At 71.9% G+C, this 22477-nt stretch carries 19 protein-coding genes and 1 tRNA gene; 8 read left to right on the top strand and 12 right to left on the bottom strand.

Features of this window, described 5'->3' with window-relative positions; all coding sequences use genetic code 11:
- Positions 1–386: 386 nt before the first annotated feature.
- A protein-coding gene (locus SNOUR_RS43370) for an IS5 family transposase (RefSeq protein ID WP_162494992.1) occupies positions 387–1204 on the bottom strand; the annotation gives its coding sequence in 2 pieces (ribosomal slippage) (positions 387–853 and positions 853–1204; 819 coding nt in all).
- Positions 1205–1396: 192 nt separating this feature from the next.
- A tRNA-Val gene (locus tag SNOUR_RS27265) sits at positions 1397–1468 on the bottom strand.
- A gap of 186 nt (positions 1469–1654) precedes the next feature.
- Between SNOUR_RS27265 and SNOUR_RS27260 the strand changes: the two genes are divergently transcribed.
- The 6 genes from SNOUR_RS27260 to SNOUR_RS43365 all read left to right on the top strand — a co-directional run bounded on the left by SNOUR_RS27260 (position 1655) and on the right by SNOUR_RS43365 (position 7739).
- Complete coding sequence (locus tag SNOUR_RS27260; protein ID WP_067352024.1) at positions 1655–3064, top strand: hypothetical protein; 1410 nt, start codon at positions 1655–1657, stop codon at positions 3062–3064.
- 224 nt (positions 3065–3288) lie between these two features.
- Complete coding sequence (locus SNOUR_RS27255; RefSeq protein WP_079142911.1) at positions 3289–4089, top strand: DUF4383 domain-containing protein; 801 nt, start codon at positions 3289–3291, stop codon at positions 4087–4089.
- A 217-nt stretch (positions 4090–4306) separates the two neighbouring features.
- Positions 4307–5011 carry a FadR/GntR family transcriptional regulator gene (locus SNOUR_RS27250; protein ID WP_067352019.1) on the top strand — a complete coding sequence of 235 codons (705 nt, stop codon included), beginning with the start codon at positions 4307–4309 and terminating at the stop codon, positions 5009–5011.
- Between the two features lie 127 nt (positions 5012–5138).
- Positions 5139–6299 (top strand): galactonate dehydratase, encoded by a 1161-nt coding sequence (gene dgoD, locus SNOUR_RS27245; RefSeq protein ID WP_067352017.1) that lies wholly within the window; start codon positions 5139–5141, stop codon positions 6297–6299.
- Between the two features lie 179 nt (positions 6300–6478).
- Complete coding sequence (locus SNOUR_RS27240) at positions 6479–7402, top strand: sugar kinase (protein WP_067358845.1); 924 nt, start codon at positions 6479–6481, stop codon at positions 7400–7402.
- An 82-nt stretch (positions 7403–7484) separates the two neighbouring features.
- On the top strand, positions 7485–7739 hold the full coding sequence (locus SNOUR_RS43365) for an FmdB family zinc ribbon protein (RefSeq protein WP_079142909.1): 255 nt from the start codon (positions 7485–7487) through the stop codon (positions 7737–7739).
- Positions 7740–7775: 36 nt separating this feature from the next.
- Here the strand turns inward: SNOUR_RS43365 and SNOUR_RS27235 are convergent, their stop codons facing one another.
- From SNOUR_RS27235 to SNOUR_RS27220, 4 genes are all read right to left on the bottom strand, one after another.
- Positions 7776–8435, bottom strand: coding sequence for an O-methyltransferase (locus SNOUR_RS27235; protein ID WP_067352015.1), 660 nt, complete (start codon positions 8433–8435; stop codon positions 7776–7778).
- 49 nt (positions 8436–8484) lie between these two features.
- Positions 8485–9360: an HAD family hydrolase gene (locus SNOUR_RS27230; protein WP_312633866.1), complete on the bottom strand. Its 876-nt coding sequence runs from the start codon at positions 9358–9360 to the stop codon at positions 8485–8487.
- A complete protein-coding gene (locus tag SNOUR_RS27225) occupies positions 9360–11873 on the bottom strand; it encodes a phosphoribosyltransferase (protein WP_067358842.1) in 2514 nt (837 codons plus the stop codon). The genes SNOUR_RS27230 and SNOUR_RS27225 overlap by 1 nt, the downstream gene beginning before the upstream one ends.
- 70 nt (positions 11874–11943) lie before the next feature.
- On the bottom strand, positions 11944–13116 hold the full coding sequence (locus tag SNOUR_RS27220; RefSeq protein ID WP_067352010.1) for an HpcH/HpaI aldolase/citrate lyase family protein: 1173 nt from the start codon (positions 13114–13116) through the stop codon (positions 11944–11946).
- Between the two features lie 207 nt (positions 13117–13323).
- On the opposite strand from SNOUR_RS27220, the gene SNOUR_RS27215 reads away from it, so the two are divergent.
- Complete coding sequence (locus SNOUR_RS27215; protein WP_067352008.1) at positions 13324–14487, top strand: TerD family protein; 1164 nt, start codon at positions 13324–13326, stop codon at positions 14485–14487.
- A 34-nt stretch (positions 14488–14521) separates the two neighbouring features.
- Here SNOUR_RS27215 and SNOUR_RS27210 read toward each other — a convergent pair whose 3' ends face one another.
- The 6 genes from SNOUR_RS27210 to SNOUR_RS27185 all read right to left on the bottom strand — a co-directional run bounded on the left by SNOUR_RS27210 (position 14522) and on the right by SNOUR_RS27185 (position 19178).
- Complete coding sequence (locus tag SNOUR_RS27210; protein ID WP_067358841.1) at positions 14522–15259, bottom strand: TerD family protein; 738 nt, start codon at positions 15257–15259, stop codon at positions 14522–14524.
- Positions 15260–15359: 100 nt separating this feature from the next.
- Complete coding sequence (locus SNOUR_RS27205; protein WP_067352005.1) at positions 15360–16511, bottom strand: DUF475 domain-containing protein; 1152 nt, start codon at positions 16509–16511, stop codon at positions 15360–15362.
- Between the two features lie 208 nt (positions 16512–16719).
- The gene (locus SNOUR_RS27200) at positions 16720–17295 is read right to left on the bottom strand and encodes a TerD family protein (protein WP_067352003.1); all 576 of its coding nucleotides are present in this window, start codon (positions 17293–17295) and stop codon (positions 16720–16722) included.
- 115 nt (positions 17296–17410) lie between these two features.
- Complete coding sequence (locus tag SNOUR_RS27195) at positions 17411–17986, bottom strand: TerD family protein (RefSeq protein ID WP_039636901.1); 576 nt, start codon at positions 17984–17986, stop codon at positions 17411–17413.
- 161 nt (positions 17987–18147) lie between these two features.
- Entirely contained in the window at positions 18148–18606 is a 459-nt protein-coding gene (locus tag SNOUR_RS27190) for a peroxiredoxin (RefSeq protein WP_067352000.1), read from the bottom strand.
- Between the two features lie 149 nt (positions 18607–18755).
- A complete protein-coding gene (locus SNOUR_RS27185; RefSeq protein ID WP_067351997.1) occupies positions 18756–19178 on the bottom strand; it encodes a DUF3052 domain-containing protein in 423 nt (140 codons plus the stop codon).
- A gap of 517 nt (positions 19179–19695) precedes the next feature.
- On the opposite strand from SNOUR_RS27185, the gene aceE reads away from it, so the two are divergent.
- Positions 19696–22443, top strand: coding sequence for a pyruvate dehydrogenase (acetyl-transferring), homodimeric type (gene aceE / locus SNOUR_RS27180; protein WP_067351995.1), 2748 nt, complete (start codon positions 19696–19698; stop codon positions 22441–22443).
- Positions 22444–22477: the final 34 nt, after the last annotated feature.

Genomic DNA, 22477 nt, shown 5'->3' with positions numbered 1-22477 from the left:
GCGCAGCGCTGATGACTCTAGGTTGTTAAGCGCATGCGAGCCGTATTTCCGGGGGGGCTCGGCAGGTCTAGGGAGCTTCGGCGCCCGCTGAGGCTGGTCGCTTGCAGAGCTTCCCCGCCGACTACCCGTGGGCAGGCAACAACATCGCCCTACAGATTGGCAACGCCATGCCTCCGCTGCTGGCCGTGCACGTCCTCGCGGCAGCCCTCGGACGACCCAACCACCCGAAGACACCGCGATCGCCTCGGACCTACGTCTGCAGACGCGCTCCGGCAGCGACCATCTCCTTACCTTCAGCCAGCGGCACGCACCGCGTGACGGACTCCCGAGGCAGCTCACACTTGATGACGCCATGGACCCAACGCCGTGAGGCTCCCTTAGAGGTCCTAACAAAGGCGTCGGACATGTCTGTAGGTGATGAGACATGTGGCGAGCCCGAGGAAGGCTTCATGGATGTCGTCCCGTCGCTCCCACCGGATGCGCAGGCGACGGAAGCCGTGCAGCCAGGCGATCGTTCGTTCGACGACATACCGGAAGATGCCCAGGCCGGAGCCGTGTGGCTCGCCTCGTCTCGCGATCACGGGACGGATTCCGCGCTGCCACAGCAGGCGCCGGTACTTGTCGTGGTCGTAGCCGCGGTCGGCGAACAGCGCGTCGGGCCGGTGCCGGGGCCGGCCGACAACCCCGGCGACGGCGGGGATCTTGTCGAGCAGGGGCAGGAGCTGGGTGACGTCGTTGCGGTTGCCGCCAGTCAGCGACACCGCGAGCGGGATGCCCTGGGCATCGGTGACGACGTGGTGCTTACTGCCCGGCCGTGCGCGATCGACCGGGCTGGGACCGCTTTTGGGCCCCTGCGGGCCGCCCGCACATGGGAGGAGTCGATCACCGCCCGCGACCAGTCCAGCTTCTTCGCCGACCGCAGCTTCTTCAACAGCAGCACATGCAGCTGATCCCACACCCCGGCCTCGTTCCACGCGGCCAGCCGCCGCCAGCAGGTCATACCCGAACCGAAGCCCAGCTCCTGCGGCAGGAACTCCCACTGGATGCCGGTGTGCAGCACGAAAAGGATCCCGCACAACGCCTGCCGGTCCGGCACCCTCGGCCGCCCCTCGACCAGCTTCGGCCCCGGCTTGGGCAGCAACGGCTCGATCAGGGCCCACAGTTCATCCGACACGATCCACGGCCGCGACTGACGTTTACCCACGACCAGACCAACGACCGGATAGACCAACAGTCACATGATCAACCACTTCTGTTAGGACCTCTTAGGGGAACTCTCACCCTGCTCATGGCTATCGATTAGGTGTAGTGGCCCGTCCGCGGCGGAAGACGACCAAGGCCCAGGAGCCCGATTCCACATCGGGTGACCTGGGCCTTTGTATTTCTACGCAAGAAGTGGGCACAGACGGATTTGAACCGCCGACATCTGCTTTGTAAGAGCAGCGCTCTACCGCTGAGCTATGCGCCCTGGCCGAGCCGACAGACTACCTTGCCCTGGGGTCGGGACCGCAAACCCGGGCCAGGGGGCGGGCGAGCGTGCGGCGGGTGGTCGCCGGGCAGGGTGGGGCGGGCGTGAACTCACCGGTCGGGATGTTCGTTGGGCCGGGTGGGAGAATGTCAGCCGGTCCTGGGGCGATCCGATCGGGAGAGGGATGTGACGGCGACACACATGCAGCCGCAGCCGCGGCCGTCCGGGCAGGGGAGCCGTCGTCGCACCCGCGGTGGCCGGTTCGGCCGAGCGGTGCGGGAGACGGTGGGGCTCGTCCTGGTGCCGTTGCCGCTGCTGGTGGCGGTGGCGCCGATGGCGTTCGCCGGGGGCGGCACCCGGCGCTGGTTCGGGCGCGGGGAGAGCCAGCGGGCCGATGCCCAGGCCGCGAAGGACGCCGCCGCGGCGGCGTTCTACGAGCTCGACACCGCCCATCGCGACCTGCGGATCTCGGTGGAGACGATCACCGCCGTCGACGACTCCCAGCGGGCCCGGCAGGCCGCGGTGGAGTACGAGAGCTTCGGGCAGCGGATCGACCAGGTCAGCCAGGGGTACATCACCGCCGTCGACTCGCATGATCTTGACCGGGACGACATCGACGGCGCCGCGCTCGCGCGGGCGCGGGCCGATCTGACCCGGGCGCGGGAGGAGCTGGAGCGGGTCCGCGGGGAGCTGGACTGGTTCGCACAGAGCCTCGCACCGCTGCTGGAGAACGCCGAGACCCAGCTGGCACGGGTGGCCCCGGCCGTGGAGCAGGCCCGGCAGGCGCTGCTGGCGGCGAGCAACGGGCTGGACGCGGTCCGGGCGCAGGGCCTGCGGGCGGACGACCTCGCGGCCCGGCTGGCGGCGCTCGGCCCGGAGCTGACCCGGCTGAACCAAGGGGCCGCGCAGCACGGCGTACCGGACACGATCCGGCGCGCGGAGGAGGTGCAGCGGCAGGCCGGGGCGATCCGGTCGGAGGCCGAGCGGCTGCCGGCGACGGCCGCGGAGATCGACAAGCGGCTGGTGTCGCTGCGCACCCGCGCGGAGGCGATCACCACCCGCGCCCAGCAGGTCGCCCCCGTCCTCAGCGAGTTGCGGCGGCGCTACAGCGCGGCGTGCTGGCAGGACCTCCAGAAGGTGCCGGAGCAGGCGGTGGACTCCGTCGAGCAGGCCCGGACGGCGCTGCAGGAGGCCGGGCAGGCCCGCGCGGAGCAGCGCTGGGCGGACGCCACCAGCCGGCTGGCGACCGTACGGGCGCTGCTCAACACCACCGACGAGGCGGTGTCGGCGGCCGGCGACCGGCTGCGGCGGCTGGACGCGGTGGCGGCCGACCGGCAGCAGGAGGTCGAGCGGACCCGCTTCGCGCTCCGGGACGCGCAGCGGCTGGCGATGGCCGGGCGCAGCACGCCCGACCCCCGGCACGCCGGGCCGCTGGACGAGGCGGTGGCGCGGTTGGACCGCGCGGTCGCGGGCCTGGAGGGGCGGCATCCGGACTGGTGGCACTTCCTGACCGAGACCGAGGCGGTACGGGAGACGGCGGCGCGGGTGGTGCAGGAGATCCGCGACCAGCGGGGCGGGGCGACGAGCGGCCGCTGAGGCCGGCGGTCTGCGGACTACGGGTTGCCGACTGCGGACTGCGGTCTCCGGAGGCCACCGGTCCGTCGCCGGGCCGCCGCCCGGCCCCTGTCCAGGGCCTTCGCCTTCCTTCTCCCCTCCCCTCCCCTCTCGTTCCGCAATGGCATGAAATGTCCCCTTGGCGGATGCTGGAGTCCTGGAGTGAGTACGGCCCAGGCTGCTCATCTGCGCGAAGGAGGCCGGACATGGCTGCTACCGGTGCAACCGACCACGTGCTGCACGGGCCCGCTAACCCCCTCCGCCGGTTCAAGCGGCGGCGCACCCAGTTCAACGAGCATCTGCCCGTGGACCACCGGCTGAGCCGGGTCTACCGCGCCGGTGCGGGACTGATGGGGCTGGTGCTGGTCGCGTTCGGCATCCTCGGCCTGACCCATCACATCGGGTTCTTCGACACCGGCGGCTCGACCGTGGCGGGGCTGAACACCAACGGCTCGCTCAGCGTACTCTCGATCGTCGTCGGCGCGATCCTCATCGCCGGCATGGTGATCGGCGGGAACTTCGCCTCCACCCTGAACATCGTGCTCGGCGGGCTCTTCCTGCTGAGCGGGTTCGTGAACCTGGCGCTGCTGCAGACCGACGCCAACTTCCTCGCCTTCAAGATCCAGAATGTTCTGTTCAGCTTCGTGGTGGGAGTGCTCCTGCTGGTGTTCGGGATGTACGGGCGGGTCAGCGGCGGACTGTCGCACGACAACCCCTACTGGCGCGCCCGGCACCCGGAGGAAGCCGAACGCTTCGAGCGCGGCGAGCTGCACCCGGTGTCCGGGATGACGGCCGGCCGGCAGTCGGCGCGGGTGCGGATGCAGGGCGCCTGGCACGGCGGGACCGGCTCGCTCGGCCCGGGCACCAGCCGCACCGGCCCGCACCCCCGGCACGCCGCCGCCCGCGTCGAGAAGGGCCCGGGCGCGCTCACCGCGGACACCGGGACGGAGAAGAAGGGCGCGGGCCCCGGCGGCGCGCCCCCGGCCGGCAGCGCCGAGGAGCTGTGAGCCGAGGCGCTGTGAGCCGAGGAGCTGTGAGGGGACGACGGGAACGGAACGGCAAGCAGTGGTGAGTCGGACGGCGGGATTTCAGGGCGCACCGAGGCGGGGTCGAGTGCTCGGTACGCCCTGACGGCTGTGGGGCGGGCCGACCGGCGACCGACGGGAGCACCGACCGGCACGCGGAGTACGGGTTCCCGGGAGTACCGGGCATGTGGGAGCGACCATGGGGCAGTTGGGCAATCCGGCGTCGCAGGCGGGGCACGGGCCGCACGGAGCGGCCGTCGAGGCGCTCGCCAAGCGGATCTTCGAGGGCAGCTACGGCGAGGGCGACGTCCTGGCCCTGCCGGAGGTGATGGCGGAGCTGGACGTCAGCCAGACCGTGCTGCGCGAGGCGGTGAAGGTGCTGACCACCAAGGGCCTGCTCGCCACCCGCCAGAACCACGGCACCTATGTGCGGCCCCGGGAGGAGTGGAACCTCCTCGACTCCGACGTGCTGCGCTGGAAGCTGGCGGCCGGCGCCTCGTCCGACTTCTTCGCCGACATGCTCGAACTCCGCCGGTCCATCGAGCCCGCGGCGGCCGCCCTGGCCGCCGAGCGCCGTACCGACGACGACCTGGACGCCCTGAACGCCGCGTTGACCGCGATGTCGGCGACCGAGGAGGATCCCGTGCTGCTCGTGCGCGCCGACGCCTCCTTCCACACCGCGATGCTGCTCGCCTCCAACAACCGCTTCTACGCGCAGATGCACCGGGTGATCGTGCCCGTGATCATCCAGCGCGGCCGGCAGGTGTACGCCTCCGGCGACGCCTTCGAGCATCCGTACGGCGTCCATGCGGCGGTGGCCGAGGCCGTCCGGGACCGGGACCTGGACGGGGCGTACATGGCGATGCTGGAGCTGCTCGACAAGTCGGCGCGCGAGCATCCGTAGCGCGGGACCGGGGCAAGGGCGGTCGGCGAGGGGCCGGGGACGCCGGGCGAGGGTAGAGGCGAGTCGTAGGGAGGGGCGGGCGCCTCTCCTCGACGGACACCCGCGACGGAAGGACGGTCCCCGCGCCATGGCCGGATCCCCGGAGATCACCCGCATCGAGACCTTCCTCGCCCCGCCGCGCTGGCTGTTCGTCCGGGTGGAGACCGACGACGGCGTCGTGGGCTGGGGCGAGCCGGTGGTCGAGGGGCGGGCCGAGCCGGTCCGGGCGGCCGTGGCGGTGCTGGCGGAACACCTCCTCGGGCAGGATCCGGCGCGCATCGAGGACCACTGGCAGGTGATGACCAAGGGGGGCTTCTACCGGGGCGGCCCGGTGCTCTCCTCCGCCGTCGCCGGCCTGGACCAGGCGCTGTGGGACATCAAGGGGAAGCGCTGCGGGCTCCCCGTCCACCAGTTGCTGGGCGGGCCGGTGCGCGATCGGGTGCGGGCCTATGCCTGGGTCGGTGGCGACGAGCCGGCGGAGATCCGGGACGCACTGGCCGCGCAGATCGAGGCAGGCTTCACCGCCGTGAAGATGAACGGCTGCGGGCGGATGTCCCCGCTGGCGACCCGGGCGGAGGTGCGCGCCTGCCTGCGGCGCGCCGAGACCGCCCGTGAAGTCCTCGGCGACGAGCGGGACTTCGCCCTCGATTTCCATGGCCGCGTCTCCCCCTCCAATGCCCGCAGGCTGCTGCCGTTGCTGGCGGAGTACGCGCCGCTGTTCGCCGAGGAGCCCGTCCTCCCCGAGCAGGCGGAGGCCCTCCCCGGCCTCGTCGCCGCGTCCGGCGTTCCGCTCGCACTCGGTGAACGTCTCTACACCCGCCGTGAGTTCCTGGCTCCGCTCCAGGCCGGGGTCGCGGTGGTGCAACCCGACGTCTCGCACGCCGGCGGGATCTCCGAACTGCGCCGGATCGCCGCCCTGGCGGAGACCTACGGGGCCCATCTCGCCCCGCACTGCCCGCTCGGCCCGGTCGCCCTCGCCGCCAGCCTCCAAGTGGCGTTCACCACCCCGAACTTCCTCATCCAGGAGCAGTCCCTGGGCATCCACTACCACCGGGGCGCCGAGCTGCTGGACTACGTCGTGGACTCCGCGCCGTTCCGCTTCGACCGCGGCGCGCTGCTGCGGACCGACCGGCCGGGGCTCGGGGTGGAGGTGGACGAGGCGGCCGTCCGGGCGGCGGACGCGGCGGGCGGCCACACCTGGCGGAACCCGGTCTGGCGGCACGAGGACGGCGCGTTCGCCGAATGGTGACGGGCGCCCGGACGGCGGCGATACGGGGCGACGCCGTCCGTCGGCGCGCCGCGTGGCAGGGTGGCGCCGACGCACCGTTCGCACGCCCCAGGGGAGGACACGTGGACGCCACCGCACAGGACGGCACCGGGACACCGGACGGGCCCGCCGGACCCGACGTGCTCACCTTCGGGGAGACCATGGTGGCGCTGCGCGGCGACGGCCCTTTGAAGCTCGGCGGCACCCTGCGGGTCTCGGTCGCCGGCGCGGAGAGCAACGTCGCGATCGGCCTGGCCCGGCTCGGCCATCGCGTGCACTGGACCGGTGCGGTCGGCGCGGACGAGGCGGGGGAACTGGTGCTGCGGACGCTGCGGGCCGAGGGCGTCGAGGTGTCCGGCGCCACCCGGGACGACACGGCGCCGACCGGTCTGCTGCTCTTCGAGCCGCGGCTGCCGGAGGTCACCCGGGTGCACTACTACCGCACCGGCTCGGCCGGTTCCCGGCCCGCACCGGCCGCCGTGGAGCGGGTCTTCGCCACCGCACCGCCGCGGGTGCTGCACCTGACCGGCATCACCCCGGCGCTGGGCCCCGCGGCACGCGCGATGGCCGGGCACGCCCTCCGACTGGCCCGCCGGCACTCCACGCTGGTCTGCCTGGACGTCAATTTCCGGGCCCGGCTGTGGACCGCGGACGAGGCCGCCGAGGTGCTGCGCGGCTGGCTGCCCTCCGTGGACGTGCTGATCGCCTCCGGCGACGAGCTGCCGCTGTGTCTGCCGGGGCCGGCCGGCGACCCCGCCGAGGACGCCGCCCGGCTGCTGGCCCTGGGCGTCCGCGAGGTGGTGCTGACGCACGGCGCGGACGGCGCGACGGCGTTCACCGGCGCGGACGGCCCGCACCACCAACCCGCCGTCCCCGTCCGGGCGGTGGACCCGGTGGGCGCCGGCGACGCCTTCGTGGCGGGGTACCTCTCGGCGCTGCTGGACGGCGCGGACCTCGCCGGGCGGCTGGCGCGGGCGGCCACCACCGGCGCGTTCGCCGCCGCCTCCCGGGGCGACTGGGAAGGCGCGCCGACCCGCGCGGAGCTGTCCCTGCTGGGCGCGCCGCCGGGCACCGTGGTGCGCTGACCGCGGGCGCGGCGGGGCCCGGCCGGCGGCCCGGACCCGACGGGCGCCCCCGCGCCGCGGCCGTGCCCCGTAATCTGTGGCCATGCCCCGTTACGAATACCGCTGCCGCCCCTGTGGGACCACCTTCGAGCTGAACCGGCCGATGGCCGAGTCGTCCGCCCCGGCCGCCTGCCCGGAGGGCCACCAGGACACCGTGAAGCTGCTCTCCACCGTCGCCGTGATGGGGTCTCCCCTGGTCGAGCGAAGCCGAGCCCTTGGGGAAGGGACCGCGGCCGCGCCGGCCGCCCCGCGCGCAGGAGGCGGCGGAGGCTGCTGCGGGGGCGGCTGCTGCGGCTGACCGCGGCCTTGCCGACCCTGACCCGTCGGACAGGCCCTAGCGTTTGCGGGCCAGCGTCACCCCGTCGGCCACGGTGAGCAGCACGGCCTCCATGCGCGTGTCCGCCAGGACGTGGTCGTTGAACTCCCGGATCGCCAGGGCCGATCCGGTGGCCGCGGGGTCGACGACCGCGCCGTGGAACAGGACGTTGTCCGCGACCAGCAGGCCGCCGGGCCGCAGCCGCAGCACCAGCTCCTCCCAGTACGCGATGTAGCCGCTCTTGTCGGCGTCGAGGTAGACCAGGTCGATGTGCGGCTCGGCCGGCATCGCCCGGAGGGTCTCCAGCGCGGGCGCGATCCGCAGCCGGATCCGGTCCGCGACGCCGGCCTTCGCCCAGGCGTCCCGGCCGTGGGCGGTCCACTCCTCGGAGACGTCGCAGGCGGTCAGCGTCCCGCCTTCGGGCAGCGCCCGGGCCATGGCCAGGGTCGCGAAGCCGGTGAACGTGCCCACCTCGACGACGTGCCGGGCCCCGGTCAGACGGACCAGGAAGGCCAGCAGCGACGCCTGTTCGGGTGCCGACAGCATCCCGGCCGCCTCGGGGAACCGCTCGCGGGTGAGGTCGGCGAGGTCCTGCAGTACGGGGTCCAGCGGTGGGTTGTGCGCCAACACGTAGTCGTACAGCTCCGGGGTGATCGGTGCGCTCTTGGGCTCTGCCATGGGCTCTCCTCCCAGTCGCGGGCAGCCTATTGCGGGCACCCGCGGGGTGTCACCAGGCTCGCCCCGGGGCCGTGACGCCGTCCAGGAAGGCGCGGGCGATCATCTCGCCGGCGGCCACTCCCCGTTCGTCGAGCGCGGTGACGTGCGGGGCCCGCCAGCCGGTGTCGGCCAGTTCGCCGTGGCCCGGGCGCCAGCCGCGGTCCGCGGCCAGCAGCAGGTCGGTGTCGAGCAGCGAGTCGCCGGCCGCGAGGATCCCGGTGGCGCCGGTGCGGCGGGCCACCTCGGCCACCGCGGCGCTCTTGGTGAGCGGCCGGGGAACGGCGTAGATCTTGCGGCCCTGGAGGGACACCGTCCAGCCGCGCGGTTCGGCCCAGGCGGCCAGGTCCTTCACCCAGGTCTCCGGGAGCAGGGACCGTTCCACGACGAGGTAGGCGAAGAGGTCCTCGGCGGTCCGCTCGCTGCGCAGCCAGGCCGGGTCAGCGGTGCGGACCAGGTGCGCGCGGATCTCGTCGAGCGGCGCGCACTGGGCGGCGAGCCGGGCGGCGACGGTGCGCTGCCAGTCCGGGTCGGACTCGCCCCGGACGAGCAGATGGCCGCCGTTGGCGCAGACCGCGAACTCCGGCGGCGGGCCGGGGAGGTGGATGCGCCGGTACTGCTCGCGGGTGCGGGTGGTGGCCGGTACGAAGGTGGTGCGCCGGGCCAGTTCGGTGAGCAGCGCGGCGGCCGTCTCGGTCAGGTAGGAGAGCGGCCGACCCTCGTAGAGCTCGACGCACAGCAGCCGGGGGGCCGCGGCGTCGGGGCCGGTGAGGTACAGCGCGGCGGCCGAGTAGATCAGGGTGCGGTCGAGGTCGCTGGCGACCAAAAGAGGGGCAGCGCGCAGCGCTTCCGGGGAAGGGTGGTGGTGGGCGAGGGGCCGGCCGGTCATCAGCAGGCCACCGCCTTGCCGTCGGCGCCGGTGGCCCCGCGGGTGAACCGGGGGTGGATCAATCCGACGCAGGTGTACGGGAGTTCGTCGACCTCCTCGACGGGCACGCCGCGCTGTTCGGCCAGCAGGCGGACGTGGTCGAGGTCGCTGCCGGCGCCGCGCCGGGCGAGGATCCGCCAGGGCACCCGGCGCAGCAGGACCCGGGTGGTCTCGCCGACGCCGGGCTTGACGAGGTTGATGTCGTGGATGCCGTACTCCTGACTGATCCGCTCGACGGCCGCCCAGCCCGCCCAGGTCGGGGTGCGGTCGGCGGCGGCCAGTTTCCGCACGTCGTCGGCGACCGCGTCAGCGACCTCGGTGAAGCGGGCGGCGACGGTGTCCAGGAACTCCGCCGACAGGTCGGCGCCGGCCAGTTCGCGGTAGAACTTGGCGCCGTGGAAGTCGTCCGGTCCGACCAGGTCGGCGCGGAGGACGGTGCGCGAGACCAGCCCGGAGACGGTGGAGTTCAGGCAGGCGGACGGGATGAGGAAGTCGTCCCGGGTGCCGTAGGTCGTCACGCAGCCGCCGGGGTCGGCGAGCACCGCGATCCGCGGGTCGAAGCCGGGACGCCCGGCGGAGCCGGGATACGCCGTGGAGCCGGGATACTCGGTGAAGTCGGCCAGCGCGCCGGCGAGTTCGCGGGTGATCGCGCCCTTGCCCGTCCAGCCGTCCACGAACACCACGTCCGCCGGGTCGTGGTGGGCGGCCAGCCAGCGCAGGGCGGTGGTGTCGATGCCCCGGCCGCGGACGATGGAGACGGCGTAGTGCGGCAGGTCCAGGCCGCGGGTGTGCGCGGCCCAGCGGCGCATCAGGATGCCGACGGGGGTGCCGGCCCGGGCCAGTGAGACCAGGACCGGGCGGGGGCCCCGCTCGGCGAGGACGGTCTCGGTGACCGTCCCGACGGCGCGGGCGATCCGGCCGGCGGAGGCGTCCAGCGCGGCGTGGAACAGCTCCTGGTACTCCTCGCTGGGCTGGTACTCGACCGGCAGCGACTCGGCGTAGTGGGCGCCGCCGCGCTGGATCGCCTCCTCGCGCTCCTCGGTGGGAGCCTCCAACGTGACGTCGGACAGGTCCTGGAGCAGCCAGCCGACCTCCTCGGGGGCGTAGGAGGAGAACGCCGGGCCGCGCAGCGGGCCTGGGAGCGAGTCGCGCAGCGGGCCGGGGAGCGCGCCGCGCGGGGTGTGGGCGGGGACGACGGCCAGCAGCAGCCGGTCGGTGTGGCCGGCGAGCCGGTCCAGGAGGCCGCCGGGGGCGTGCAGTTCGGGCCGGTCGCCGGCGGAGTCGACGACCGCGACGACGGCGTCGAAGCGGCGCCGCGGGTCGCCGCCGGGGGCGACGTTGTAGGCGTAGCGCTCCCCCGGGCCGTCCGCCGGGCGGTCGTGGGCGGGGAACGCCAGCCGGGTGCGGATGGCGTAGCCGGGGTCGTCCACGGCGAGCACCGGCGAGCGGGTGGTGGTCGAGAAGCGGACGGTCGCGCCGGTCCCGCCGACGTGCGCGTCCAGGGCTCCGGCCAGGCGCAGCGGGGCGTACATCAGCTCCTCGTTGCCGAGGACGAGGATGCGGCGGGCGGTGCCGAGGTGCCCGGCGAGCCGCTCGGCCATGGCGGGCAGATGCTCCTCCAGGAGCGCGCGGTGGGCCGGGGTGAAGCCGTGCCGTCCGCCGTCGGGCAGTCCGGCGGGCCAGCCGAGGTCGACGCGCACCGCCTGCGGGGGCGCGGCCGCGTCGCTCCCGGGGAGCGCGGACGGTGCCTCGTGGGCGGCGACCAGTTCCCGGCCGCGCTCCAGGACGTCGTCGGGCAGGTGGACGCCGCCGGCGGCCAGCGCGACCAGGTCCACGCGGGCGCCCAGTTCGGCGGCGAACTCCGCCAGTCGTGCGCGGTCGGCGGCGGAGCGCATGTCCACCAGGGCGACGACGACGTACCGCGTCCGCGGATAGCGGGCGTGCAGCGCCCGGATGGTGTTCAGCACCGTCCGCCCGGTGGAGAACTCGTCGTCGACGAGGACCAGGGGGCCGTCGCCGGCGAGCAGGGTGCGGTCCTCGGGGAGCAGCAGGTGCGAGGTGGCGTGGCTGTGCTCCTCCTCGAAGCCGGCGGCGTGCGGGACGCCCGGGACCGGGCGGCGGGTGGAGTGCAGGTACGGCGCGAGCGCCAGCCCGTCGGCGACCGAGTGGCCCAGCCCGGTCGCGGTCTCGGCGTAGCCGAGGACGACGGCGCGGGCGGCGTCGGCGTCGCCGAGCAGCGCGCGCACCCGACGGCCCAGCCCGACGCCGGCGCCGTGCACCACGTCCGGGCGCTGCGGTACGTGCTTGCCGAGCACGTTGGAGACCAGCAGGTGGGCGCGCCTGGGGTTGCGCCGCAGCGCCAGCCCGAGCAGCTCCGGCAGCTCGTCCCCGCCGCTCAGCGCGACTCCGAGCCGTCCGGCGACCCACTCTCCCGTCCACACCACGTGCTGCGTCTCCTCCGTCGTTGCGTCCATGCCGTCGTTCATGTCGTCGCTCTTGCCTGTCGTGCTCGCTGTCGTGCTCGGCGCTGGTCCCACGGGGTGTTCAGGCCGGTTGGAGGCTCGCGGTGAGCAGTTCCACGAAGCCGATGTCCTCGCGGGCCACGCCGAACACCTCGGCGCGCAGCAGCGTCCGCTCGGCCCAGGCGCGGTGCGGCTTCACCTCGTTCATCTTGTTGGTGTACGAGGAGCGCAGCACCCCGCCGTCGCCGCGCTCCGGCCGCAGGATGTCGGTGGCGTCGCTGTACTCCTCGTGGCTGACGACCGACAGGGCGTGCACCGGGGCGACGTGCGAGGGGTGGATGCAGGTCTTGCCCGTCAGGCCGTTGGCGCGGTCCAGTTCGATCTCGCGCAGCAGGCCGTCCATGGCGTGCTCGATCAGGCTGGTGCGGAGCTCCTCGGCCGACCCCAGGAACGGGCTGCGTCGCAGCTGCGGCTTGAACATCCGCTCGTGCAGCCGGAAGTACTCCCACACCGGGCCGGTGACCGTGAAGCCGGTGCCGTCCGCGCGGCCGAGGACGTTCACCACGTCGGCGATCACGGAGGCGACGATCTGGACGTCGTAGGCCGTCATGTCGGGGGCCCGGCGCAGGCCGTAGGCGGAGCAGAAGTCGGTGACGCCCAGGCGCAGGGCGAGCACCCGGTCGCGGTAGCCGCCGACGGTGCGGGCGATGCCCTGCAGCGTCGCGGCGCGGCTCTCCAGATGGAGCAGCTGCGGGGACTCCAGGACCGGCATCGCGAACAGCCGCCGCCCGCAGGCGGATTCGGCGGCGGCCAGCGCCTCCAGGAAGGGCACGCCGCGCTCGGCGGTGAACTTGGGAAGTACGAATCCGGACAGCCTGCGCACGGCCGGCCCCAGGCGGCCCACCAGGTCCGGGATCTGGGCCGGTTCGCGGACGCGGATGAAGAGCAGCGGCAGATCCTCGCCACGGTCGGCGGCCTCGTCGAGCAGGGCGAACTGCCGGACGAGGTTCTCCTCGCCGGCCGCCACGTCGCCATCACCTATGGAGTCTTCGAGGCAGAGCACCATGGACGTGACGCCGAGGGCGACCTGCTTGCGGATGTCGGCGGCGAGCCGGGGGCGGGTGGCGGGGCTGTAGAGCGTGGCACCGAGGGCGGCCGCGAGCGTACGGGCCGAGGAGTCGGCGGTGAACTCCACCGGCTCCTTATGGAACAGCGTCTTCCGAACATCGGGCGGAAGATGCCCAAAGTGCCGCATACGACTCCCCGTATTGAAGCGGGACCCGGGCACCCCCGCCGTGTCCCGCTGTCTGGATCCAGCCGGTAATCGTACGTGCGCGGGGGTGTCGAAAGTTCCCGCCGGGACGAAAATCTCGCCATCCTCGGGTGGCGGCCGGGTGTCCGGGAAGCACCGTGCCCGGCCCCCACGTTGTGACCGTCAGCAGAGGGAAGGCAGGATTGCCGCATGACGCACGCGATGCTGAAGGGGTCGAACGTCCCCCTCGACGCCACGGCCGTCCGGGCCGTTCTGCGCTGGACGCCGGGCGCCGGCGTCCCCGATGTCGACGCCTCGGCCCTGCTGGTGGGACCGGACGGACGCGTGCGCTCCGACGAGGACTTCATCTTCTACAACCAGCCGCGGCACCCCAGCGGCCTGGTCCGGCACCTGCCCAAGACCCACCGGGCCGACGCGCTGACCGACACCATCGAGGCGGAGCTGACGGCGCTCGACCCCTCGGTGGCGCGGGTGGTGCTCGCCGCCTCCTCGGACGGCGGCCCGTTCGCCGGCGTGCCGGACCTGCGGGTGCTGCTGTACGACGCGGCGGCGCCGGACGGCGAGCCGCTGGCGGTCTTCGACGTGGCGCCCGAGACGGGCGAGGAGACCGCACTGATCTGCGGGGAGCTGTACCGCCGCGGCGACAGCTGGAAGTTCCGGGCACTCGGCCAGGGCTACGAGAGCGGACTGGTCGGCCTGGCCACGGAGTTCGGCATCTCGGTGGACGAGAACGACGCGTCCGGCGCCGACCCGGCCACGGACGCGCCCGAGGCCCCCGGGCCGGTCACCACGGAGCCGCCCGCCGCCCGCCCCCCGTCCGCGGACTCCCCGTCCCCAGAGGCGTCCGCCGCGGACCCGCAGGGCGAGGCCCCCACCGCCGCCGTGGCGCGCCCCGTGGACGGCGCCCCGCCCGTCGCCGCGCCGGGCCCCGCACCGTCCGGCCCGGTTTCCCCGCCGCCCGGCGCCTGGCCCGAGGAGGCGACCGCGCCGCCCGTCGGCGGCCCGCACGCGGATCCGGCGGCGGTCACCCAGCACGTACCGGACCGGATGCCGGAGCCCTTCTCCGCCGCCCCGCTGCCGCCCGCGCCCACCGGCGGCTACGGCTACCCGGCCAACGTCCCGCCCCCGCCGGCCCAGCCCCCGGCCCAGCCCGCCTACGGCTACCCGGGCCCGCCGCCGCAGCAGCCGCTCTACCCGCAGCAACCGCCCGCCTACGGCTATCCCCAGCAGGCGCCGCAGCCCGCCCCGACGTATGGATACCAAGTACCGCAGCAACCGCCGCAGCCGCAGCCGTTCGTGCCCGATCCGTCGTTCGTCCTGCCGCCCCAGGGGCCGCAGTTCCAGCGCCGCTGACGCACCGACGGAAGCGGCCGGGTCCGCCGGGTCCTCAGACCTTCGACTTGTAGCCCCGGCCCCACTGGAGCCCCCAGCCGTAGAGCCGGTCGAGCTCGGCCTGGAAGCCGTAGACGTACTTCACCTCGCGGCGCACCGACAGGCCGTCCTTGCCGTTCTCCAGCATGAAGACGGCGCAGGAGCGGGCCTGCGGCGCCCGCTCGTCCAGCTTGAGCTCCACCCGCGGGCCGGTGCTCGGGTAGAGCGTGATCACCGCGTGCGTGCGGTCGAACGCCGGGGTCCCGTCGTAGATGTAGACGAAGATCAGCAGCCGCTTGATCTCGTCGCGGTGGTCGAGGTTGATGTACAGCGTCTCGCCGGAGCCGGAGCCGAACCGGTCGTCGCCGCTGAGCTTGACGAACGGCGGGGCGTTGAGGTCGCCGAGGAAGTCGCCCAGCGGCTGCACCACGCCCTTGCTGCCGTCCTGGAGCTCGTACATGCAGGCCAGGTCCAGGTCCACGTTGACCACGGCCGGGCCCTGGGCCTGCACGATCTCCGGTTTGAACAGCCTGCTCGGGTTCCGCAGCAGGCTCGCGGAACGCTGCCCGCCCCGCTCGCCGAAGTCCGAGGTCCGCATCTGCCAGCTCAGATTGACCCGCAGATGGCCGTTGGCCGCCCCCTGCTTCGTCAGCGAGACGACCGGGTTCCGCTTCGTCAGCTCGACGACGTACGACGCGCCACCGCCGTCGAACTTCGGCGCGTTGCCACGCCACAAGTTCCCCAGGAACGACACCTTGCCCACCCCATAGTTCGGTCCAGGACCACCTACGGGGCGGCCGGTGGGTGTCTCCCCATGGCCGCCCCGCAGAAAGCGTTCCTCAATCAGAGGCCCGTCACACTCCGGATGTCACTTCCGACTGTGCCGACGACTCCGCGCCCGGCTTGCCCTCGCGCCGGTTGCGCAGCACCGACGAGCCGAAGGAGAGCGCGATCAGGACCACGCCGATCAGGCCGGTGATGACCTCGCTGATCTCGTAGCGGATCGTGACGAGCAGGATGACGCCCAGCGCGCCGATGGCGTAGTGCGCGCCGTGCTCCAGGTAGACGTAGTCGTCGAGGGTGCCCTTGCGGACCAGGAAGACGGTCAGCGAGCGGATGTACATCGCGCCGATGCCCAGACCCAGGGCCATCTCGAAGATGTCGTTGGTGATGGCGAACGCGCCGATGACGCCGTCGAAGGAGAACGAGGCGTCGATGACCTCCAGGTAGAGGAACATGAAGAACGCGGCCTTGCCGGCCAGGCCCACCGCGGCGCCGGTCCCGTTGCCCTTCTTCTCCGCCGCGGCCGGCTTGGCGCCGTCCTCGGCCACCTCGCCGTCGGCCTCGTCCTCGTCCTCCAGCCGGCCCTCGAAGTAGCCGGAGATCCCGCCGACGACGAGGTAGGTGATCAGGCCCGCGATGCCGGAGAGCAGGACCGTGACGGTCTTGTCGCCGCCGCCGTGCGCGACGTGCGGCGCCAACGTGACGGCGCTCACCAGCAGGACGACCAGGGCGACGATGACGGAGAGGGTGTCGAGCTTGCCGATCCGGGCGAGCGGCTTCTCGATCCACGACAGCCACTTGTAGTCGCGGTCCTCGAAGATGAAGTCGAGGAAGATCATCAACAGGAAGACGCCGCCGAAGGCCGCGATGGCCGGGTGGGCGCTGGTGACCAGTTCCTCGTAGTGCGCCTTGTCGTTGACGGCGAGTTGGACCGCCTCGATCGGCCCCATCTTCGCGGTGATCGCGACGATGACGACCGGGAAGACCAGCCGCATGCCGAACACCGCGATGAGGATGCCGACGGTGAGGAAGATCTTCTGCCAGAAGGCGTTCATCTTGCGCAGGATGCCCGCGTTGATGACCGCGTTGTCGAAGGAGAGCGAGATCTCCAGGATGGACAGGATCCCGACGATCGCGAGCCCCTGCCACCCCCAGAGGACGCCGGCCAGGCCGAGGCCGACCACCGTGACGGCGAACGACCAGCCAAAGGTTTTCAGGAGCACTGCCTACCCAATCCTTCTGTGTGGGTCCCCCCGCGCCAGTGCGGGGCGCTTTGCGAAACGTTGACCCGAAGTGTAGAGCGCGAAGTTTGCGGACGGGGCGGTCGGCCCCTGCCCGGCCGGAGAGCCGCAGGTCGGAGCCCAGGTCAGCTGAGGCACGCGCCCCACGGAGCGCGCGGCGCGGCGGCGGACCGCGCCGCGCGCACGGCGCTCACGAGACGTCGACCCCGAAGTCCAGGGCGATCCCGCGCAGTCCGGAGGCGTACCCCTGGCCGACCGCGCGGAACTTCCACTCGCCGTTGCGGCGGTAGACCTCGCCGAAGATCATCGCGGTTTCTCCGGCGGCGTCCTCGCTGAGGTCGTAGCGGGCGAGTTCGCTGCCGTCGGCCTGGTCGACGATGCGGATGAAGGCGTTGCCGACCTGGCCGAAGCTCTGGCCGCGCAGATCGGCCTCGTGGATCGAGACCGGGAAGACGATGGCCTCCACCTGCTCGGGGACCTGGGTGAGGTCGACCAGGATCGTCTCGTCGTCGCCCTCCCCCTCGCCGGTGAGGTTGTCACCGGTGTGCTCGACGGAGCCCTCGGGACTCTTGAGGTTGTTGTAGAAGACGAAGTACTCGTCCCCCAGCACCCGGCCCGACCGGCACAGCAGCGCGCTGGCGTCGAGGTCGAACGGCGCTCCCGTGGTGGACCGCGCGTCCCAGCCGAGGCCGACCGTGATCCGGGTGAGATGCGGGGCGGCCTTGGACAGGGAGACGTTGCCCCCCTTGGCGAGTGTGACGCCCATGGTGTTCGTTTCCTCCCCGGTGTCGGTACGGGGCGCGGCTCACGCCCCGAAACGCGTCCGGCGCCGCACTCCCCGGGCAGGGGCGTACGGCGCCGGACGCGGTTGCGCCGTGCGGTCAGACGTTGACGCCGAAGTCCTGCGCAATGCCGCGCAGGCCCGAGGCGTAGCCCTGACCGATGGCGCGGAACTTCCACTCCGCGCCGTTGCGGTACAGCTCACCGAAGACCATGGCGGTCTCGGTCGAGGCGTCCTCGCTCAGGTCGTAGCGCGCCAGCTCCTTGCCGTCGGCCTGGTTGACCACGCGGATGTAGGCGTTGCGGACCTGGCCGAAGCTCTGCTGGCGGGTCTCGGCGTCGTAGATCGACACCGGGAACACGATCTTGCTGACGTCGGCGGGGACACCGGCGAGGTTCACCTTGATGGCCTCGTCGTCGCCCTCGCCCTCACCGGTGGTGTTGTCACCGGTGTGCTCGACCGAACCGCACGGGCTCTTGAGGTTGTTGAAGAACACGAAGTTCTGGTCGTTGGCGACCTTGCCCTGGTCATTCGTCAGCAGGGCGCTGGCGTCCAGGTCGAAGTCCGTACCGGTGGTGGTACGCGCGTCCCAGCCCAGACCGACGAGAACGGCGGTCAGATTGGGGGCTTCCTTCGTCAGCGAGACGTTGCCGCCCTTGCTGAGGCTGACTCCCACGAGTCCTCCCGTAGATTCGAGGGGTACGTCAAGATGTGCGCCCCCATCGTGCATGGCATCGGATCAACGATTTGATCCTAGTGACCGGTTCCCGCCGAATGCAGAAATCGCACATGGATCTTGACGGATGTCCGGCGCCGCGCCCTGCGTGACGAAAGGACTCAGAGGGTTTCGAGGGCCTTGACGTAGTCGTTGAGGTCGCGTGCGTCGGGCAGGCCGTTGACGACCGTCCAGCGCACCACGCCCTCCTTGTCGATGACGAAGGTGCCGCGGACCGCGCAGCCCTTCTCCTCGTCGAAGACGCCGTAGGCGGTGGACGCCGCGCCGTGCGGCCAGAAGTCCGACAGCAGCGGGTACTCCAGGCCCTCCTGCTCGGCGAAGATCCGCAGCGAGAACGGCGAGTCGTTGGAGACCGCCAGCAGCTGCACGTCGTCGTTGACGAACTTCGGCAGCTCGTCGCGGAGCGCGCACAGCTCACCGGTGCACACGCCGGTGAAGGCGAAGGGGTAGAAGAGCAGGACGACGTTCTTCTCGCCGCGGAAGTCGGAGAGCTTCACCAGCTCGCCGTGCTGGTTCTTCAGCTCGAAATCCGGAGCCTTGGTGCCGACCTCGATCGCCATGGGACTTCCTTCCCGCGTCACTCTCAACTGGACGCGACCACCCTACGCGCCCGCCTATACGGCCGGTGCACCGCGCCTGAACTGCGCCGAGCCCCTTCCGGAACGCTTCCGGAAGGGGCTCGGCGAGGACGTCGGGTGACGCGGCAGGGTCAGCGCTTGGGCGAGACCAGCCGGCTGCCCGTCCAGTCCTTGCCCGCGTTGATGCTCCGGGTCTGGGACAGGCCCGCGGTCTGCGCCGCGTCGTTGATGTCGCTCGGCTCGATGTAGCCGTCACGCCCCGTCTTGGGCGTCAGCAGCCAGATCATGCCGCCCTCTTCGAGCAGGCCGATGGCGTCCACCAGCGCGTCCGTGAGATCGCCATCGTCGTCCCGGAACCACAGGAGGACGACGTCGGCGACATCGTCGTAATCCTCGTCCACAAGGTCCTGGCCGATGACGGACTCAATGCCTTCGCGGAGCTCCTGCTCGACGTCGTCGTCGTAGCCGATCTCCTGGACCACCTGTCCGGGCTCGAACCCCAGCTTGGTGGCAGGGTTGGTCCGCTCCTCCGCGTGGTCCGCGGTCGCGCTCACGGATTGCCTCCTGTCATGTTTCGGAAAATACTCGGGGACCCCGCGCGTGCGCGGAGCATTGGGCGTAGTCCACACGTGCCGGGCGGATCGCGCAAGTACCCGGCGATCGAGACCGCCGAAACGGTGACGATCGACGGGCCCACCGTCGCGGCCCGACCCTCACCAGGACACCATGAAGTGATACGCACCACAGCATTGTGCCGGGTATATGGGGTACGCGGAAAGGAATGGCCCCCGCGCAGGGTATCGGAGCATCCGCGCTCCCCCACCGGCCGCTGCGCGGCCGCACGCCGGGGCGTTTCGAGATGGGCGTATGGTTGCGATTTGGCCGACCACACGAATCGGCCCTCTCAGCGCCCTCTCCCAGCGGGTGGTTACCCATCGGTAGAGGTGACGTATCCCAGTGGCTCGGTACACGATGGAAGACGGCGCGACACAAGGCCCAGACAACATTCGTTCCCGTGCGCAGCGGCAGCAGCAGGCGCAGCACGACACGAACCGAACACGAAGGAACAGCGTGGCTTCCGGATCCGATCGAAACCCGATCATCATTGGCGGCCTTCCCAGCCAGGTCCCGGACTTCGATCCCGAAGAGACCCAGGAATGGCTCGACTCGCTCGACGCGGCCGTCGACGAGCGAGGCCGGGAACGCGCCCGCTACCTCATGCTCCGGCTGATCGAACGCGCCCGCGAACGGCGTGTGGCCGTGCCCGAGATGCGGAGCACGGACTACGTCAACACCATCGCGACCAAGGACGAGCCGTTCTTCCCGGGCAACGAGGAGATCGAGCGCAAGGTCCTCAACGCGACCCGGTGGAACGCCGCCGTCATGGTCTCGCGCGCCCAGCGCCCGGGCATCGGCGTCGGCGGCCACATCGCCACCTTCGCCTCCTCCGCCTCGCTGTACGACGTGGGCTTCAACCACTTCTTCCGCGGCAAGGACGAGGGCGACGGCGGCGACCAGGTCTTCTTCCAGGGCCACGCCTCCCCCGGCATCTACGCCCGCGCCTACCTGCTGGACCGCCTCAGCGAGGCCCAGCTGGACGCCTTCCGCCAGGAGAAGTCCAAGGCACCCAACGGCCTCTCCAGCTACCCGCACCCGCGGCTGATGCCGGACTTCTGGGAGTTCCCGACCGTCTCGATGGGCCTCGGCCCGCTCGGCGCGATCTACCAGGCCCGGATGAACCGCTACATGGAGGCCCGCGGCATCGCCGACACCTCCAAGTCGCATGTCTGGGCGTTCCTCGGCGACGGCGAGATGGACGAGCCCGAGTCGCTCGGCCAGCTGTCCATCGCCGCCCGCGAGGGCCTGGACAACCTGACCTTCGTCGTCAACTGCAACCTCCAGCGGCTGGACGGCCCGGTCCGCGGCAACGGCAAGATCATGCAGGAGCTGGAGTCGCAGTTCCGAGGCGCCGGCTGGAACGTCATCAAGCTGGTGTGGGACCGCAGCTGGGACCCGCTGCTGGCGCAGGACCGCGACGGGATCCTGGTCAACAAGCTCAACACCACCCCCGACGGCCAGTTCCAGACCTACGCCACCGAGACCGGCGCGTACATCCGCCAGCACTTCTTCGGTGACGACCACCGACTGCGCGCGATGGTCGAGAACATGACCGACGACCAGATCCTGCACCTGGGTCGCGGCGGCCACGACCACCGGAAGATCTACGCGGCGTACGCGGCGGCCAAGGCCCACAAGGGCCAGCCGACCGTGATCCTGGCGCAGACCGTCAAGGGCTGGACCCTCGGCCCGAACTTCGAGGGCCGCAACGCCACGCACCAGATGAAGAAGCTGACGGTCGAGGACCTCAAGCGCTTCCGCGACCGGCTGCACCTGCCGATCCCGGACAAGGACCTGGAGGACGGCCTGCCGCCGTACTACCACCCGGGTGAGAAGTCCGAAGAGATCCAGTACATGCACGACCGCCGCAAGGGGCTGGGCGGCTACGTGCCGACCCGTGTCGTGCGCGCCAAGCCGCTGGCGCTGCCCGGCGACAAGGCGTACGCCACCGCCAAGAAGGGCTCCGGGACGCAGAAGATCGCCACGACCATGGCGTTCGTCCGCATCCTGAAGGACCTGATGCGGGACAAGGAGATCGGCAAGCGCTTCGTGCCGATCGCGCCGGACGAGTACCGCACCTTCGGCATGGACGCGTTCTTCCCGTCGGCCAAGATCTACAACCCGCTGGGCCAGAGCTACGAGTCGGTGGACCGCGAACTCCTGCTGGCCTACAAGGAGTCGCCGACCGGCCAGATGCTGCACGACGGCATCACCGAGGCGGGCTGCACCGCGTCGCTGATCGCGGCCGGCTCCGCGTACGCCACCCACGGCGAGCCGCTGATCCCGGTCTACGTCTTCTACTCGATGTTCGGGTTCCAGCGGACCGGCGACCAGTTCTGGCAGATGGCCGACCAGCTCTCGCGCGGCTTCGTGCTCGGTGCGACCGCCGGCCGCACCACCCTGACCGGTGAGGGTCTGCAGCACGCCGACGGCCACTCCCAGCTGCTGGCCTCGACCAACCCGGCCTGTGTCGCCTACGACCCGGCCTACGGCTACGAGATCGCGCACATCGTCAAGGACGGTCTGCGGCGGATGTACGGCGAGACCGCCGACGGCCGGCCGGGCGAGGACGTCTTCTACTACCTGACCGTCTACAACGAGCCGATCGTGCACCCGGCCGAGCCGGAGGACGTCGACGTCGAGGGCATCCTCAAGGGTCTGCACCGGATCAAGCCGGGCGGGAAGGGCGAGCACGCGGCCCAGATCCTCGCCTCGGGCGTCGCGGTGCCGTGGGCCCTGGAGGCCCAGCAGATCCTCGCGGACGAGTGGAACGTCAAGGCCGACGTGTGGTCGGCGACGTCCTGGAACGAGCTGCGCCGCGAGGCGGTGGAGGTCGAGGAGCACAACCTGCTCCACCCGGAGGAGGAGCAGCGCGTCCCGTACGTGACGCAGAAGCTCCAGGGCGCCGAGGGCCCGACGCTCGCGGTCTCGGACTGGATGCGTTCCGTCCCGGACCAGATCGCGCGCTGGGTGCCGGGCACCTACCAGTCGCTGGGCGCCGACGGCTTCGGCTTCGCGGACACCCGCGGCGCCGCCCGCCGCTTCTTCCACATCGACACCCAGTCGATCGTGCTCGGCGTGCTCACCGAGCTGGCCAAGGAGGGCAAGGTCGACCGCTCGCTGCTCAAGCAGGCCATCGACCGCTACCAGCTCCTGGACGTGTCGGCCGCCGACGCGGGTGAGGCCGGCGGCGACGCCTGACCTTCCCGCGGCCGTCCGCCGCACCCTCTCCCCC

This window comes from Streptomyces noursei ATCC 11455 (assembly GCF_001704275.1).
GTDB lineage: Bacteria > Actinomycetota > Actinomycetes > Streptomycetales > Streptomycetaceae > Streptomyces > Streptomyces noursei.
Note: the sequence above shows the minus strand (reverse complement) of the source record. Positions and strands in the feature narration are given on the sequence as shown.